The following is a 17,051-nucleotide window of genomic DNA, read 5'->3' as shown; positions in this document are numbered from 1 at the left end:
GCCCTTCGCTAGGCAGGCATCTCTTCACGCATACTTTCATTTGACATTCGTTTACATTTCGCTTTAGATATCTCTGTTTCGCAGATGCGCATTTATGCTGCATGGCGAAAGAGGTGGGGAACATGGCAGCGCAGAAATCTTTTGACATCTTCGTCATAGGCGGCGGGATCAACGGCTGCGGCATCGCGCGCGATGCTATCGGTCGTGGATACTCGGTCGGCCTTGCGGAGATGAACGATTTCGCCTCGGGCACATCGTCAGGCGCCACCAAGCTCATCCATGGCGGTCTGCGGTATCTCGAGCATTATGAATTTCGGCTGGTCCGGGAATCGCTCATGGAGCGCGAAGTGCTCTGGGCCATGGCGCCGCACATCATCTGGCCGATGCGCTTCGTTCTGCCCTTTCACAAAGGCGGCATACGTCCCGCCTGGCTCATCCGTCTCGGTCTGTTCCTGTATGATCATATCGGTGGTCGCAAGCTTCTCCCGGCGACGAAGACGCTGGACATGCGGCGCGACCCTGCCGGCAAGCCGTTGAAGCCGCTCTTTACCAAGGCCTTCGAATATTCGGACGGCTGGGTCGACGATGCGCGGCTCGTGGTGCTGAATGCCCGTGATGCTGCCAATCGTGGCGCGGAAATTCTGTCACGGAGCCGTGTGATTTCCGCCCGGCGTGAGGGCAAGCTGTGGACGATCGACATTCAGGAAGGCAAGGGCGGCCCGGTGAAGCGCGTGACGGCACGGATGCTGGTCAACGCGGCAGGTCCTTGGGTCGATCGCGTGCTCTCGAATGCCGTCGGCAAGAATCAGGTCCACAATGTCCGCCTCGTGCAGGGCAGCCACATCGTCATTCGCCAGAAATTCAACGACCCCAGGGCCTACTTCTTCCAGAACCCCGATGGACGCATCATTTTCGCCATTCCCTATGAGCGGGATTTCACGCTGATCGGGACGACGGATCAGGATTTTACGGGCGATCCCAAGGATATCCGCATCACGGATGCCGAGACCGATTATCTCTGCAAGGCGGCCAGCGAATATTTCGCCGAACCCGTGCGCCGCGAGGATATCGTCTGGAGCTATTCGGGCGTCCGGCCGCTGTTTGATGATGGTGCATCGAAGGCGCAGGAAGCAACCCGCGACTATGTCCTGAAAGTCGAGGCGGATGATGGCGCGGCGCCACTGCTGAATGTTTTCGGTGGCAAGCTCACCACCTATCGCCGTCTTGCGGAACACGCTCTGGAAAAGATTGGCGAGGCAATCGGTAACAAGGGAGCGCCCTGGACGTCCAAGAGCACGCTTCCGGGCGGCGACTTCGCGCCAACAGGCTATGAGGCCGAGGTTGCCGCCTTGAAAAAGCGGTGCGGCTTTCTCAGCGATCGCCATGCACGGCGGCTGGTGCGGCTTTATGGAACGCTTGCCGGAAAGATCGTCGGCGATGCGCAGGCGATCGAGGCTCTCGGACGGCACTATGGAGCGGATCTCTACGAAGCCGAGGTGCGCTATCTGATCGAGGAGGAGTGGGCGCGCACGGCGGAGGACATCCTCTGGCGCCGCACGAAGCTCGGTCTGAATCTTTCGGGAGCCGAGGCGAGCGCGCTCGCGGATGACATGCAGGATTTGATGGCGCGCTGCGTCGCCTGAGGCTGCTCCACGGAGAGAGCGCCACGGGCTGGGAGGAAAGACATGCTGGAACTGATCGATATCGCCAAGGTCGTCGGAGCGGATACGCATATCCACCCGACGAACCTTACTCTGCAGCGCGGCTCGCTGAATGTGCTGCTCGGACCGACCTTGTCTGGCAAGACCTCGCTGATGCGTCTGATGGCAGGTCTCGACAAGCCGACATCGGGCACGATCCGCTTCGACGGCAAGGATGTGACCGGCGTGCGCGTGCAGGATCGCTCGGTTGCGATGGTCTACCAGCAGTTCATCAACTATCCCGCCATGACCGTCTATGAGAACATCGCCTCACCAATGCGGATTGCCGGCAAGGACGCTGCGACCATCGACCGGGAGGTGAGGCAGGCAGCCGATCTGATGAAGCTGACGCCCTATCTCGCCCGCACGCCGCTCAACCTCTCGGGTGGTCAACAGCAGCGCACGGCGCTGGCGCGCGCGATCGTCAAGAATGCAAGCCTCGTCCTGCTGGACGAGCCGCTCGCCAACCTCGATTACAAGCTGCGCGAGGAACTGCGCGAAGAGCTGCCGAAAATCTTCGCAGCCTCCGGCGCCATCTTCGTCTATGCCACGACCGAGCCCGGTGAAGCCTTGCTGCTCGGGGGACATACCGCCACGATGCATCATGGCAGTATCAGCCAGTTCGGCCCGACGATCGACGTCTATCGACGTCCTGCGGATATCGTTACGGCGAAGACGTTCGCCGACCCGCCGCTCAACACGCTGGTCGTGGTCAAGTCCGGCGGTAGCTTCCTGCAAGACGGCGCACCGCTTCTGCCCGTTCCGGCGCATCTCGCCGATATCGCCGATGGACCGTGCACGATCGCGTTTCATCCCTATCATCTCTCGCTCGACGGACCTGCGGATGGGGCGGCTCTGCTTCCGGCACGGATCATCATTAGCGAAATCGCCGGTTCGGAGAGCTTCGTGCATGTGGAGAGCGCGGGTGCTCGGTGGATCATGCTGGAGCCGGGTATCCGCAATATCGAGCCCGACACGGCCGTGAACCTCATCCTCGACACACGCCATCTCATGGCCTTTTCCACCGACGGACGCGCCATTGCCGGCCGTCTCGACAGAGCGGCGTGAGGAGACAGACATGGCCCGCATCAGCCTCGACCATATCCGCCACGCCTACGGCCCGAACCCGAAATCGCCGGCCGACTATTCGCTGAAGGAAGTTCATCACGACTGGGACGATGGTGGCGCCTACGCGCTTCTCGGCCCCTCCGGCTGCGGCAAGACCACGTTGCTGAACATCATATCGGGCCTCGTTTCGCCATCGGAAGGCCGGATCCTGTTCGACGGGCGCGACGTGACCAATCTACCGACGCAGGACCGCAACATCGCGCAGGTGTTCCAGTTCCCCGTGATCTACGACACCATGACCGTCTATGACAATCTGGCCTTCCCGTTGCGGAATCGCCGCATTCCGGAGCCTGAGGTCGATCGTCGGGTCAAGGAAATCCTCGAGATGATCGACCTGTCCTCCTGGGCGAAGAAGACAGCGCGCGGTCTCACGGCCGACCAGAAGCAGAAGATCTCGCTCGGCCGCGGTCTGGTGCGCAACGATGTCAGCGCGATCCTGTTCGACGAGCCGCTGACCGTTATCGACCCGCATATGAAGTGGGTGCTGCGCTCACAGTTGAAGCGGCTGCACAAACAGTTCGGCTTCACAATGGTTTACGTCACGCACGACCAGACGGAGGCGCTGACCTTCGCCGACAAGGTGGTGGTGATGTATGACGGCGAGATCGTGCAGATCGGTACTCCGGCGGAGTTGTTCGAACGGCCTCGTCACACCTTCGTCGGATATTTCATCGGCTCACCGGGCATGAACGTCATCCCGGCCCGCATCGACGGAACGACGGCCGATCTCGGCGGCGGAACCGTTTCGCTCGGCTTCAGGCCCGAGATCGCCAGTGGCGCCAAAGTTGAACTTGGCATCCGCCCTGAATTCGTGCGGCTCGGCCGTGAGGGAATGCCGGTGACGATCTCCAAAGTCGAGGATATCGGCCGTCACAAGATCGTGCGAGCGCTGTTTGCCGACCGGCCCATGGCTATTGTCGTCGGTGAGAACAGCGAGATCCCGTCTGAGCCGCGCGTCACTTTCGATCCCGCGGCGGTCAATATCTATGCAGACAGCTGGCGGGTCTCCGATCCATCGCACGTCAACGGGAGGGCTTGAGCCATGGAGAAGACCTGGAACAACAAGGCCTGGTTCATGGTGCTGCCGGTGCTCGTGCTGGTCGCCTTCTCCGCTGTCATCCCGCTGATGACGGTCGTCAACTACTCGGTTCAGGACACCTTCGGTAACAATGAATTCTTCTGGGCAGGCACCGACTGGTTCATTCAGGTGCTGCATTCGTCACGCTTCTGGGACGCGCTGCAGCGTAACCTGCTCTTCTCGGTGATCATTCTCTCGATCGAGATCCCGCTCGGCATCCTGATCGCGCTGAATATGCCGAAGAAGGGTTTTGGCGTTCCGGTCTGCCTCATCCTGATGTCGCTGCCGTTACTTATTCCATGGAATGTCGTCGGCACGATCTGGCAGGTCTTTGGCCGCGTGGATATCGGTCTACTGGGATACACGCTCGCCGCCCTCGGCATTCCCTACAACTACGTCAACAACGTCTTCGACGCCTGGGTCACGCTGATCGTCATGGATGTATGGCACTGGACGAGCCTCGTCGTGCTGCTCTGCTACGCCGGTCTGGTTTCCATTCCCGATGCCTATTATCAGGCTGCGAAAATCGACGGCGCGTCGCGCTGGTCCGTGTTCCGCTACATTCAGTTGCCCAAAATGAAGCGCGTGCTGCTCATCGCCTTCCTGCTGCGCTTCATGGACAGCTTCATGATCTATACCGAGCCCTTCGTCATCACCGGCGGCGGACCCGGCAACTCCACGACCTTCCTGTCAATCGACCTCGTGAAAACCGCCATCGGGCAGTTCGACCTTGGCCCGGCCGCCGCCCTCTCGCTCATCTACTTCCTCATCATCCTGCTGCTCTCGTGGATCTTCTATACCGTGATGACCACGAGCGACGCGCAGAACTGATCCGGGGAGGGAGGAGAAACCATGACCACCGCAATGTCCAATCCCGCCGTCAACGCGCCGACATCGACGACGGCAAGCCGCGTCGCGGCGCCGTCGACCGGCATCCGCCTGTCCTGGCTGGTGCCGACGCTCTACATCGTTTTCCTGCTCCTGCCGATCTACTGGCTCGTCAATATGAGCTTCAAGACGAACATGGAGATCACCAGCACCTTCTCGCTTTATCCGCATGAACCGACGCTGCGGAACTATGCGGTGATCTTCACCGACCCGTCCTGGTACAAGGGATACATCAACTCGATCATCTATGTCGTGATGAACACGGTGATCTCGGTGCTGGCGGCGCTCCCCGCAGCCTATGCCTTCTCCCGCTACCGTTTCCTCGGCGACAAGCACCTGTTCTTCTGGCTGCTGACCAACCGGATGGCGCCACCAGCCGTCTTTGCGCTACCGTTCTTCCAGCTCTACTCGGCTTTCGGCCTCATCGATACGCATATCGCCGTGGCGCTCGCCCACTGCCTGTTCAACGTACCGCTCGCCGTCTGGATCCTCGAAGGCTTCATGTCGGGCGTGCCGAAGGAAATCGACGAGACCGCCTATATCGACGGCTATTCCTTCCCGCGCTTCTTCGTGAAGATCTATATCCCGTTGATCGCATCGGGCATCGGCGTCGCGGCCTTCTTCTGCTTCATGTTCTCCTGGGTCGAACTCCTGATCGCCCGGACGCTGACGACGACGGATGCAAAGCCGATCGCCGCCATCATGACGCGCACCGTTTCGGCATCGGGCATGGACTGGGGCGTGCTGGCCGCGGCCGGCGTTCTCACCATCATTCCCGGCGCCATCGTCATCTATTTTGTTCGCAACTACATTGCCAAGGGCTTTGCCCTTGGCCGCGTTTAAGGAGATCGATATGAACTTCTCCTGGATGGCGTGGACGCTGCCAACCGTTCTTTTCTTCGTGACGATCCTTGTGCTGCTTGTCGGCATGGGGATCTGGGAGTTCCTTTCGCCCGGCGGCAATCCGCGTGTCGGAATCCTGCGCTTCGAGACGACACGAGGGGACCGCCTCTTCGTGTCGCTGCTTGGCAGCGCATTCATTCACCTTGCATGGCTGGGACTTGTCGGTCCCAACGTGTGGTGGGCTCTTGCCCTGTCCGTTGTCTACGCCGTCGGCGTTTTCAAGCTGGTCTGAGGCATCTGAACGACACGGGTTTTGCCAGGGGAGGGTCCATGGCATCCGTAACAGCAATCGCAGAACCTTAAGAGGAGGACTACTCATGCGACGGCACCTTCTAACGACGACGGCAGCCATGCTGCTGGCCCTGACCGGCTCCGCCTATGCGGGCATGGAAGAGGCAAAGACATTCCTTGATGCCGAGATCGGCGATCTCTCGACGCTCTCGCGTGCCGATCAGGAAAAGGAAATGCAGTGGTACATCGATGCGGCGAAGCCCTTCGCCGGCATGGAGATCAAGGTGGTCTCCGAGACGCTGACCACGCATGAATACGAGTCCAAGGTTCTGGCCAAGGCTTTCACCGATATCACCGGTATCAAGGTCACGCACGACCTCATCGGCGAAGGCGACGTGGTCGAGAAACTGCAGACTCAGATGCAGTCCGGCGAGAACATCTACGACGCCTATGTCAACGACAGCGACCTTATCGGCACCCACTGGCGCTACCAGCAGGTGCGCAACCTGACCGACTGGATGGCCGGCGAAGGCAAGGACGTGACGTCCCCGACGCTCGACATCAAGGACTTCATCGGCACGTCGTTCACCACAGCGCCGGACAAGAAGCTCTATCAGCTGCCGACCCAGCAGTTCGCCAACCTTTACTGGTTCCGATACGACTGGTTCAACGACGAGAAGAACAAGGCGGACTTCAAGGCGAAGTACGGCTACGATCTCGGCGTTCCGGTCAACTGGTCTGCCTATGAGGATATCGCCGAATTCTTCACCGGCCGCGAGATCGACGGCAAGAAAGTCTATGGTCACATGGACTACGGCAAGAAGGACCCGTCGCTCGGCTGGCGCTTCACCGATGCCTGGCTTTCGATGGCCGGCAATGGCGACAAGGGCCTGCCGAACGGTCTGCCCGTCGATGAATGGGGTATCAAGGTCAACGAGAAGTCCCAGCCGGTCGGCTCCTGCGTTGCCCGCGGTGGTGACACCAACGGCCCTGCTGCCGTCTACTCGATCGTCAAATACCTCGACTGGTTGAAGGCGTACGCTCCGCCGGAAGCACAGGGCATGACCTTCGGCGAAGCCGGCCCGGTTCCGGCACAGGGCAACGTCGCACAGCAGATCTTCTGGTACACGGCCTTCACCGCCGATGCCGTCAAGAAGGGCCTGCCGGTCGTGAACGAGGACGGTACGCCGAAGTGGCGCATGGCCCCGTCGCCGCATGGCGTCTACTGGAAGGACGGCATGAAGCTCGGTTACCAGGACGTTGGCGCCTGGACGCTGATGAAGTCCACGCCGGAAAAGAACGCGAAGGCTGCGTGGCTCTACGCACAGTTTGTGACGTCGAAGACCGTGGATGTGAAGAAGAGCCATGTCGGCCTGACCCTCATCCGCGAATCGACCATCCAGGACAAGAGTTTCACGAAGCGTGCGCCTGAACTTGGCGGTCTCGTCGAGTTCTACCGCTCGCCGGCTCGTGTCCAGTGGTCGCCGACCGGCACCAACGTTCCGGATTATCCGAAGCTGGCACAGCTCTGGTGGCAGGCCGTCGGCGATGCCGCAGCCGGCAACAAGACGCCGCAGGAAGCGATGGACTCGCTCTGCGCCGAACAGGAAAAGGTTCTCCAGCGCCTTCAGCGCGCCGGCGTCCAGGGTGATATCGGGCCTGTCCTCGCGGAAGAGCACGACATCGAATACTGGAACAAGGATGCGGTCGGAAAAGGCAACATCGCGCCGCAGCTGAAGATCGAGAACGAGAAAGAGAAGCCGGTTACGGTCAACTACGACGAGCTCGTCAAGAGCTGGCAGAAGTAGGACTGACGGTTTAGACAGCGGCCGGGGCGCGCAACCGTGCCCCGGCCTCTTTTTGACCCTGATGCCCCGGACGGGACATTGCGGGCATGGTGGGCGGACTGACGAGCCAGCGCGCGCAGACTGGCGCCGGATCGGTCGATGGGGAGACGAGGACGAATGAGCGGCTACATTCTGGCAATCGATCAGGGAACGACATCCACACGATCGATGATCTTCGACGCGAAAATGGCCATTGCCGGCGTGTCTGGCCAGGAATTCCAGCAGTTCTTTCCCGATTCCGGCTGGGTCGAGCACGATGCCGACGAGATCTGGGAGAGTGTGCTCTCGACCTGCCGCAAAGCGATCGAGGCGGCAGGTATCACGGCCGCCGATATCGCGGCCATTGGAATCACCAACCAGCGCGAGACGATCGTTGTCTGGGACCGGGAGACCGGCGAGCCCGTTCACCGCGCCATCGTATGGCAAGATCGGCGTACGGCGCGCTTCTGCGACGAGTTGAAAGCCCGCGGGCTCGAGCCGCTCTTCACCGAGAAGACCGGTCTTCTGATCGATCCGTATTTCTCCGGCACCAAGCTCGCCTGGCTGCTCGATACGGTCGATGGCCTGCGTGCGCGGGCCGAGAAGGGCGAGGTCTGCTTCGGAACCATCGACAGCTGGCTCATCTACAAGCTGACTGGCGGTCGGGTGCATGTGACCGACGCCACCAACGCCTCCCGCACGCTGCTCTATGATATCACCGAGAACCGCTTCGACGACGAGCTTCTCGATATCCTGTCCGTTCCTCGCGCCATGCTGCCAGAGGTCAAGGATTGCGCGGCCGATTTCGGCGTGACCGATGCAGCCATCTTCGGCGCGGAAATCCCCATTCTCGGCGTGGCCGGCGACCAGCAGGCCGCCGTCATCGGCAATGCCTGCTTCGAGCCCGGCATGCTGAAATCGACCTATGGAACAGGTTGCTTTGCGCTTCTTAACACGGGCGAGGATCGCGTCGTTTCCTCCAACCGTCTTTTGACGACAATCGCCTACCGTCTCGATGGCAAGACGACCTATGCCCTGGAAGGCTCGATCTTCATCGCCGGCGCCGCGGTGCAGTGGTTGCGCGACGAGATGGGCTTCATTTCCAAGTCGTCCGAAGCAGAGGAACTGGCAAAGACGGCGGATCCGAACCAGCACGTCTATCTCGTGCCGGCTTTCACGGGCCTTGGTGCGCCTCATTGGGACCCCGACGCACGCGGCGCCGTGTTCGGCCTGACGCGGGCCACCGGCCCCGCCGAATTCGCACGCGCAGCGCTGGAGAGCGTAGCCTACCAGACCCTCGACCTTCTGGACGCAATGAAGAAGGACTGGGGTGACAAGCGCGAGCGGACGGTCTTGCGTGTCGATGGCGGCATGGTCGCTTCCGACTGGACGATGCAGCGCCTCTCCGACATCCTCGCAGCACCTGTCGATCGTCCGGTGCTGCTGGAAACAACGGTTCTTGGTGCGGCATGGCTCGCCGGTTCGCGCGCCGGTCTCTGGCCGGATCAGGCCGGATTTGCCGAAGCCTGGCAATGTGACCGCCGGTTCGAGCCGGTAGATGGCGATGGTGCGCGCCAGACCGGCATCGATGGTTGGAAAGATTGCGTTGCCCGCTGCCTGACGAAACGGCCTGCTGCGTGAGGTGCGTTTTCCCTGTCAGCTGACAGGGTCGAACGCTCTTACTTGATCAGACGTCCTCATCGCCAAACGAGGCATGAAGTAGACGGACCGGATAGCCATGGTGCCATCCGGTCCGTCAGCGCGGCGACGAATGTCGTCTCGACCCAGGGAGGGAGGTCGCGCGCCATCTTTGTTTCATCAGGCGGCGCGAACCTTCTTTTCGATGCGGGCCCATTGCGGAATCCACTCGTTGTGCGCGATCAGCAGATCGTCCACGAGCGACCAGATCTGGTCGAGGTCGAGCTCGGCTGCGGTATGCGGGTCCATCATGGCAGCGTGGTAGAGATGTTCGCGGTTCTCGGTCATCAAAGCTTGAACCGTGAGTTCCTGAACGTTGATATTCGTGCGCATGAGGGCGGTCAGCTGCGGTGGCAGTGCACCGACGAAGGTGGGCTGGATACCGTTTTCATCGACAAGGCACGGCACTTCGGCCGCGCAATTGTCCGGCAGCGAGGTGATGCAGCCATTGTTGCGCTGGTTGCCGTAGATGACCGAAGGCTCGCCCGTCCAGACCGAGTTCACGATCGAGGAGGCATACTCCTTCGATTTCTTTACCTCGATCTTGTCGGCGGACATATAGGCTGCTGCCTGCCCCTTCCAGCGTTCGATCTGCTCGACGCAGCGCTTCGGGTATTCATCCAGCGGAATACCGAACTTTTCGATGAGGTCTTCGCGGCCTTCCTTGATGAAGTAGGGCGTATATTCCGCGAAATGCTCCGAGCTTTCGGTTACGAAGTAGCCGAGCCGCGTCAGCATTTCATAGCGCACCTTGTTCGGGCAGCGCGGGTTCCAGGTCGGCTTCGGCGCGCGGCCCTCGCGGTAGCCGCGCAGTAGATCAGGATAGAGATCCTTGTACGACCCGTCCGGCTGACGGTGCTCGAACTTGAGATAGAAGGCCATATGGTTGATGCCGGCCGACGTGTAGCGGATCTCCTCGTAGGGGATATCGAGATCCTCGGCGAGCTCCATTGCGGTGCCCTGCACGGAGTGGCAGAGGCCAACCTGCTTGATCTTGGGGTACTTCTCCGCAATCGCCCAAGTGTTGATGGCCATAGGGTTCACATATTGCAGCAGGATCGCCTCCGGGCACACCTGCATCATGTCCTCGCAGATCGACCAGAGATGCGGCACGGTGCGTAAACCCCGCATGATGCCACCGACGCCGAGCGTGTCCGCAATCGTCTGGCGCAGGCCATACTTTTTCGGCACCTCGAAGTCGGTGACCGTGCAGGGCTCGAAACCGCCGATCTGGAAGGCGACAACGACGAAGTTGGCGCCATCGAGCGCTCGCTTCTGGCTGGAATGCATCTCGATGGTCGCTTTGGCGCCGAGGGACGAGATCAGCTTGCGAACGATGACTTCGCTTTCCTGAAGACGTTCCGCATTGATATCCATCAGCGCGATCCTGGCACCCGAAAGCGCCGGGCGCTGAAGGATGTCGCCGATGATGTTCTTCATGAACGTCGTCGATCCCGCTCCGATGAAGGTGATCTTGGGTTGTCTGGTCATGGGGGCCTCTTTCTGCTCAGGCTGCAACGTTGAAGGCGGCTCGGACAAGCCGCTCGGTGTATTCGGTCTTGGGATTGGACAGGACGTCTGCGACGGGGCCTTCCTCGACGATCTTTCCCCGCTGCATCACCGCAACGCGGTGGCACAGGGCGCGCACCACCTTGAGGTCGTGGGAGATGAAGAGGTAGGAGAGCCCTCGCTCTTCCTGCAGTTTGCGCAGGAGATCGATGATCTGGGCCTGCACCGATAGATCGAGCGCCGAGGTCGGCTCATCGAGCAGGATGAATTCCGGCTCCAGCGCGATGGCACGGGCGATCGCGATGCGCTGCCTCTGGCCACCGGAGAACTCGTGCGGGAATCGGCCGAGGATATTACCGGGCATGCCCGCGCTTGCCAAAGCGTCGTAAATCCGCCCCAGCCGCGCGTCGCGCGTCGCGCCTAGCTTGTTGACGATCAGTCCTTCCTCGATGATCTGTCCGACCGACATGCGCGGGTTGAGCGACGAGAAAGGATCTTGGAAGACGATCTGCATACGGGCGCGCAAAGGCCGCATCTCGGTTCGGCCATAGGCCTCTATCGCCTCGCCGTCGAATGTGATCTCGCCGCTTTCAGGGTTCAGCAGCCGGATGAGCGCCTGCCCGAACGTCGTTTTGCCGGAGCCGCTTTCGCCGACGATACCGAGTGTCTCGCCACGCTTCAGCGTGAGGCTGAGATCGTTGACGGCAAGAAGCTCGCTGAAGACGGGCTTGAAGAAGCCACCGGATTTCAGCGTAAAAGCCACGCGGACATTGCGACCTTCAAGGATCACCGGAGCCGTATCCGCGATCGGCCTCACCGTGCCGCGTGGCTCCGATGCCAGCAGCTTCGCCGTGTAGGGATGGCGCGGGTTGGCGAACAACGCTTCGGTGGTGTTGTGCTCGCGGACTTCGCCTGCGCTCATGACATAGACATAATCCGAAAACTGCCGCACGACGGTCAGGTCATGGGTGATCAGGATCACCGCCATGTTCATCTCCCGCTGCAACGAGCGGATGAGGTTGAGGATCTGCGCCTGCACCGTCACGTCGAGCGCTGTCGTCGGCTCGTCGGCGATCAGCACGTCGGGCTTGTTGGAGAGCGCCATGGCGATCATGACGCGCTGGCGCTGCCCACCGGACAGCTGGTGCGGATACTGGTTGAGCCGCGCTTCCGGCTCAGGGATCTGGACGTGGCGAAGGAGGTCGAGCGCTTCGGCCATGGCCGCCTTCCGGCTCATGCGGCGGTGAACGAGGATGGCCTCGGCGATCTGCGCGCCGATCGTGTAGACCGGGTTGAGCGAACTCATCGGCTCCTGGAAGATCATCGAGATCCGGTCACCCCGCAGCTTTCGCCGACGGTTCTCGGAGAATGTGAGCACGTCCTCGCCCTTATAGGCAATGGTGGAGCGGGGGCTCGTTACGGCTCGCTTTGAGAGCAGCCCCATGACGGTGCGTGCCGTCACCGACTTGCCGGAACCGCTCTCCCCGACGATGGCGATGGTCTCGCCGCGGTAGAGCTGGAAGGAGACATCCTTCACGGCGCTGACCATGCCGTGCTCCACCTTGAAATCGACGGCGACGTTTCGGGCGTCGATGATCGGGACGTCCGTGTGCTGTGCGAGATCGCAGCGCTCCTCGGGGGCGGTGACGGCGTTATCCGGCATCATCATGGTCTCGCTCCTCTCAATAGGGGTCGATGGCATCGCGAAGCCCGTCGCCAAGCGCGTTGAATGCAAAGACGGTGATCAGCACGACGCCGACGGGCGACAGGATCCAGGGATAGGATCCGATAACGGAATAGGTCGAGGTGTCCTGAAGCATCAGCCCCCAGGAGATGAGCGGTGGCTTGACCGCGAACCCGAGGAATCCAAGGAAGGACTCCAGGAGCACCACGCTGGGGATTGCCAGCGTCACCGCGACGATGACGTGGCTCATGACGTTCGGGAAGATGTGCTGGAGGATGATGCGCCGGTCGCTCGCGCCGACGGCGATGGCGGCTCGGACATAATCGATGCGGGCGAGCGCCAGCGTTTTGCCGCGGACCTCTCGCGACATCTGCGCCCAGCCAAGCGCGGACATGACGCCGACGACGAAGATGAGGAAGACATGCGTGGGGGCGGTGACCGGTATCAGCGAGGTCAGCGCGAGGTAGAGCGGCAGTTGCGGAAAGGCGAGAACGAGTTCCACGAAACGCTGCATCCAGGCATCGAAACGTCCGCCGAAATAACCGGAGACCATGCCGACCGTGGTGCCGACGACGGTGACGATGAACACCACCGTCAGGGCAATCGAGAGCGAGATGCGCGAGCCGTAGAGCATGCGGGAGAGAATGTCTCGCCCGAACTTGTCGGTTCCGAGGAAGTGAATAGGCGAGCCGTCCTGCGTGCCAATCAGGTGACGATCGAGCGGAATGACGCCGAGCAGCCGGTAGGGCGCGCCCTTGACGAAGAGCCCGATGATCTGCGGATTGTCGTAATCGGGGCCGATGATCGGTTGGAAGGTGACGGGATCGAGCTCGTCCGTTTCCCGTACCGGGTAAACGCGCGGGGGAAAAACGAAGTTGCCGTCCTTATCCGTGAAGCTCGGCAGTTGCGGCGGAGAGAAGCCGACATTCGTCGCCTTGGGATCGACCGGCGAGAGGAAATCAGCAAAGACGGCCGAGAAGAGCAGCAGGCCGACGAGGAAAAGCCCGAGCATGCCTGTCCAGGATTTCTTCAGCCGCCGCCAGACGAGCGACATATAGCTCTCGTTGCGATGGCGCTCCGTGGCTTGAGTATCAGCATGGTGCTGTTCCGCATCCGACGTCGCCATCGGCAGGGTAACTTGGGTCTCGAAGCTCATGCCGTTGCCCCTCCCATCTGGCGCACGCGGGGATCGAGGGCTGCGAGCATGAGGTCGGCGATGATATTGCCGACGATCAGCGTGGCGGACAGCACGAGCATGAAGGTGGCGGTGACATAGACATCGCCGACGGCCATGGAGCCGACGATGGCAGGACCGACGGTTGGCAGGGCGAAGATGATCGCCGTCTCGATTTCCCCGGTCAGCATGTAGGGAAGGACGACGCCCTGGTACATGACGAGTGGATGCAGCGCATTGGGCACTGCATGGCGCATGATGACTTTGCGCTCCGACAAGCCTTTGGCGCGGGCGGTCTCGACATATTGCGCGTTCAGCGTATCGAGCAGATTGCCGCGCATGACGCGCATATTGTAGGCGAGGCCTCCGAAGGTTGCGATGGCGATGACGGGCCAGACATGCTTGAGCAGGTCGACGAACTTGTCCCAGGACCAGGGCGCTCCGCCGTAGCGGGCCGACTGGAATGAGCCGATGTCGCTGACATTGAAGTGGAAGACCATGATGTAGACGATGATCAGCGCCATCAGGAAGCGCGGCACCGTCATGCCGAGGAAAGAGACGCCGGAAAGCAGCGTATCCACCCAGGTATACTGTCGCGTGGCCGCGAGGATGCCGAACGTAATCCCGATGACGGAGGCGAGGATGTGGCAAACGAGCGCCAGCGCAAGCGTGCGCGGCAGGCGCTCTCCGACCACCTCCGAAACGGGCTTGTTGTAGAACAGGCTGTGGCCGAAATCGCCGCGGGTGACGATGCCCGTGACCCAGTTGACGTATTGAAGCGGCAGCGGTTTATCGAGGCCGTTCGCAATCTTATAGGCTTGCGCCTGCGCGTCTGCTTCCTCGAAGGAGGCGCCGCCCTGATTGATGGCTTGCGAGCGGATATAGTCGCTATAGTCGCCGGGAGGCGCCTGGATGATGGTGAAGGTGACGACGCTCAGGACAAAGAGCACCGGCAGCGCGGAAGCGATCCGCACAAGCAAAAACCTGAGCATGCCGTATCCTTTGGAGAACCGGCCGCCGGACGCGACGCTGCCATGCGCCCGGGCGGTCATTTTTATCTGCCGCCGGAACGTCCGGCTGTGGTGATATCGAAGGGCTGGCCCGCTTTCCCAGCCATGCCGCGATCAGTTGATCGGACCGGGCTCTCCAGGCTTGCCGGGAAGCTGCTGCTTGAACAGCTCATAATCGCCTTGCTTGTCGGCGCTGACGAAGACGCGTTCGCGCAGGATCGTATCCTCCGCCCAGTTGAACATGTAGATCGGGGCGCCCGGTGGAATGTTGGAGAAGCGTTTGTTGATGATGAGCGCGCCCGGATACTCCGTCAGGCCCACCGTATCGATATTCCCGCTCGCGATCTGCTGGTATTTCTTCATCAAATCCTGCCGCTCGCTATTGTCGTTCGAGCCGATGAAGCTGTTGACCGTCGCCACCATCTCCTTTTCGAACGGCATCAGGTCCATCGTGCCGTCAGGCCCGGCGCGGTGGTGCCAGCTGGTGCGGGGGCCTGTGGGCGCAAGCTGCGGCGTGTTCTGCACGACGGAGGAGATCTCCGAGCCGTTTCGCAGCAGCATCCAGTCGAACCGCCCGGCATCGCGGGCCGCGTCGCGCTTCACACCGTCGAGAGAGTTCAATGTGACCTTGATGCCAAGCTGCTCCATCTGCCCGATCACGCCTTCGGCAAGGTTACGGTCCGTGCCGTAGTCGGAGGTCGATAGAAGCACGATCTGTACATCCTCGCCGCCCGCCGTTCCCGCGGGGAAGTTGACGAAGCCGTTGCCATCCGTGTCCTTCAGGCCGATCTTCTCCAGAAGAGCCTTGGCTCCCTCCCGGTCGAAGTGATAATAGACGGTCGATTGCCGATCATAGAAGCTTGTGCCCGAGGAGATGCCCCCGGGGTATATCGAGGTAAACGGGCCCTTCACGAGGCTGTCACCGATCTTCTTGCGATCGACAGCCATGGTGATCGCCTTACGGAACTCGAGATTACGGTTCAGCTCCCGCACGGCCGTGGCCCGCTCATCCGGGTCGCCCCAGCCATTGGCCGAAAAGTTCATATGCAGATTATAGCCGATGAGGCGCGCACCGAAAGCAAGACGGGCAGGGGCCGTTTCCTGCGCCGCGCGCTTCAGGCTCTCGACAAAATTTTCCGGCTGTTCGAGGTTGGAGAAGTCGCCGGAGCCCGCAATCGCCTGCACGTCGCGGTCGGCCCACGTCGATAACTTGTAGTGGAGTTCGTTGATGTAAGGCAGCTGATGCCCGGCTTCATCGACTTTCCAGTAATAGGGATTGCGGCGCAGCACGATCATGTCGTCCGGCCGGTAGGAAACGGGAACCCATGCACCCATGACCGGGATGTTCATGTACTGGGCGGGAAAGCCGTTCTTGTACTGGTCGTAGGTGAAGTCCTTGTTGTACTTCGGATGTTTGGTCTTGAGGATATGCGCCGGACCGGGGCAGAACGTGCCATAGGCCATGGCGAAGAGGTGTTGGCGCGGGAATGCCTCCTTGAAGGTCCATTCGACCGTGTAGGCGTCGATCGCCTTCAATGTCGTACCCTCGCCGAAGGTCTCGGGCGAAGCTCCGTTTAGCGGCGTCACATTGGGATCGATCACATTGTCGTTCCAGTAGAACATGACATCGTCGGAGGTAAACTCGACGCCATCGGACCATTTGGCGCCTTCGACCAGATGCATGGTCAGCTTGTGGCCATCCGGCGACCACTCCCAGCTGCGCGCGAGGTTCGGCAGAGGCTCCACATCGGTCGCTTCGACCTGGAAAAGCGGAGCGGTCCGCGTCAGGCACTCCGACATGGCAATGTCGATGCCGCCCCAGCCCTGCGTCTGCCCGGCCGAATAGTTCCAGCCTTCCGGCCGGCCGCCGATGACGTGGCGCAGCGTATCTCCATAGACGCCCATGCCATCCGGCATGTTGCCCGTTTTGTAGACCAGTGGCTCCTTCGGCAAGCGCTGTTCCACCGGTGGCAGCTTGCCGGTCGCCACGAATTTTTCCGTCACCCAGTCCGGCTCGCTGTATTTCGGCAGCGCCTTGAAGGTGAGGATCGAGTCGCGCGGGACATAGGTGATCTTTCCCTGACCGGGAAAAGGCGGCGCTTCGGGCGTTACGGTCGGCTCGGATGCGGATGCGGTCATTGCGAAGGCGGATACGCCGAGCATCAACGCGGCAACGGCCCTCAGATGGCGGTTCGGTGTCATAGGTCTGTCTCTCCCTCACT

General features: G+C 61.1%; 13 protein-coding genes. 8 read left to right on the top strand and 5 right to left on the bottom strand.

The window, feature by feature from the left end; translation table 11 throughout:
• Positions 1–122: 122 nt before the first annotated feature.
• The 8 genes from BSG19_RS13550 (at position 123) to glpK (ending at position 9,395) form a co-directional block, all read left to right on the top strand.
• Positions 123–1,643, top strand: a complete 1,521-nt coding sequence (locus BSG19_RS13550; RefSeq protein WP_092988570.1) for a glycerol-3-phosphate dehydrogenase — start codon at positions 123–125, stop codon at positions 1,641–1,643.
• Positions 1,644–1,685: 42 nt separating this feature from the next.
• Positions 1,686–2,768, top strand: coding sequence for an ABC transporter ATP-binding protein (locus tag BSG19_RS13545; protein ID WP_092988569.1), 1,083 nt, complete (start codon positions 1,686–1,688; stop codon positions 2,766–2,768).
• A 10-nt stretch (positions 2,769–2,778) separates the two neighbouring features.
• Positions 2,779–3,867, top strand: coding sequence for an ABC transporter ATP-binding protein (locus tag BSG19_RS13540; RefSeq protein WP_092988568.1), 1,089 nt, complete (start codon positions 2,779–2,781; stop codon positions 3,865–3,867).
• Between the two features lie 3 nt (positions 3,868–3,870).
• Entirely contained in the window at positions 3,871–4,737 is an 867-nt protein-coding gene (locus tag BSG19_RS13535) for a carbohydrate ABC transporter permease (RefSeq protein ID WP_062596988.1), read from the top strand.
• Positions 4,738–4,758: 21 nt separating this feature from the next.
• Entirely contained in the window at positions 4,759–5,637 is an 879-nt protein-coding gene (locus BSG19_RS13530) for a carbohydrate ABC transporter permease (RefSeq protein WP_244529249.1), read from the top strand.
• A gap of 10 nt (positions 5,638–5,647) precedes the next feature.
• On the top strand, positions 5,648–5,929 hold the full coding sequence (locus tag BSG19_RS13525; RefSeq protein ID WP_092988567.1) for a DUF2160 domain-containing protein: 282 nt from the start codon (positions 5,648–5,650) through the stop codon (positions 5,927–5,929).
• Positions 5,930–6,014: 85 nt separating this feature from the next.
• Positions 6,015–7,736 (top strand): ABC transporter substrate-binding protein, encoded by a 1,722-nt coding sequence (locus BSG19_RS13520; RefSeq protein WP_092988566.1) that lies wholly within the window; start codon positions 6,015–6,017, stop codon positions 7,734–7,736.
• Between the two features lie 156 nt (positions 7,737–7,892).
• Positions 7,893–9,395 (top strand): glycerol kinase GlpK, encoded by a 1,503-nt coding sequence (gene glpK / locus BSG19_RS13515; protein WP_092988565.1) that lies wholly within the window; start codon positions 7,893–7,895, stop codon positions 9,393–9,395.
• Between the two features lie 177 nt (positions 9,396–9,572).
• Here the strand turns inward: glpK and BSG19_RS13510 are convergent, their stop codons facing one another.
• From BSG19_RS13510 to BSG19_RS13490, 5 genes are all read right to left on the bottom strand, one after another.
• Positions 9,573–10,943, bottom strand: a complete 1,371-nt coding sequence (locus BSG19_RS13510) for an alpha-glucosidase/alpha-galactosidase (RefSeq protein WP_092988564.1) — start codon at positions 10,941–10,943, stop codon at positions 9,573–9,575.
• 16 nt (positions 10,944–10,959) lie between these two features.
• Entirely contained in the window at positions 10,960–12,630 is a 1,671-nt protein-coding gene (locus BSG19_RS13505; RefSeq protein WP_092988563.1) for an ABC transporter ATP-binding protein, read from the bottom strand.
• Between the two features lie 13 nt (positions 12,631–12,643).
• Positions 12,644–13,771: an ABC transporter permease gene (locus BSG19_RS13500; RefSeq protein ID WP_244529276.1), complete on the bottom strand. Its 1,128-nt coding sequence runs from the start codon at positions 13,769–13,771 to the stop codon at positions 12,644–12,646.
• Positions 13,772–13,797: 26 nt separating this feature from the next.
• Entirely contained in the window at positions 13,798–14,811 is a 1,014-nt protein-coding gene (locus tag BSG19_RS13495; RefSeq protein WP_092989058.1) for an ABC transporter permease, read from the bottom strand.
• A 132-nt stretch (positions 14,812–14,943) separates the two neighbouring features.
• The gene (locus tag BSG19_RS13490; RefSeq protein WP_092988561.1) at positions 14,944–17,031 is read right to left on the bottom strand and encodes an ABC transporter substrate-binding protein; all 2,088 of its coding nucleotides are present in this window, start codon (positions 17,029–17,031) and stop codon (positions 14,944–14,946) included.
• Between the last annotated feature and the right edge of the window lie 20 nt (positions 17,032–17,051).

The organism is Rhizobium sp. NFR03 (assembly GCF_900111275.1).
Taxonomy (GTDB): Bacteria; Pseudomonadota; Alphaproteobacteria; order Rhizobiales; family Rhizobiaceae; genus Ferranicluibacter.
The sequence above is the reverse complement of the archived record's forward strand: the minus strand, read 5'-3'. Positions and strand labels throughout refer to the sequence as shown.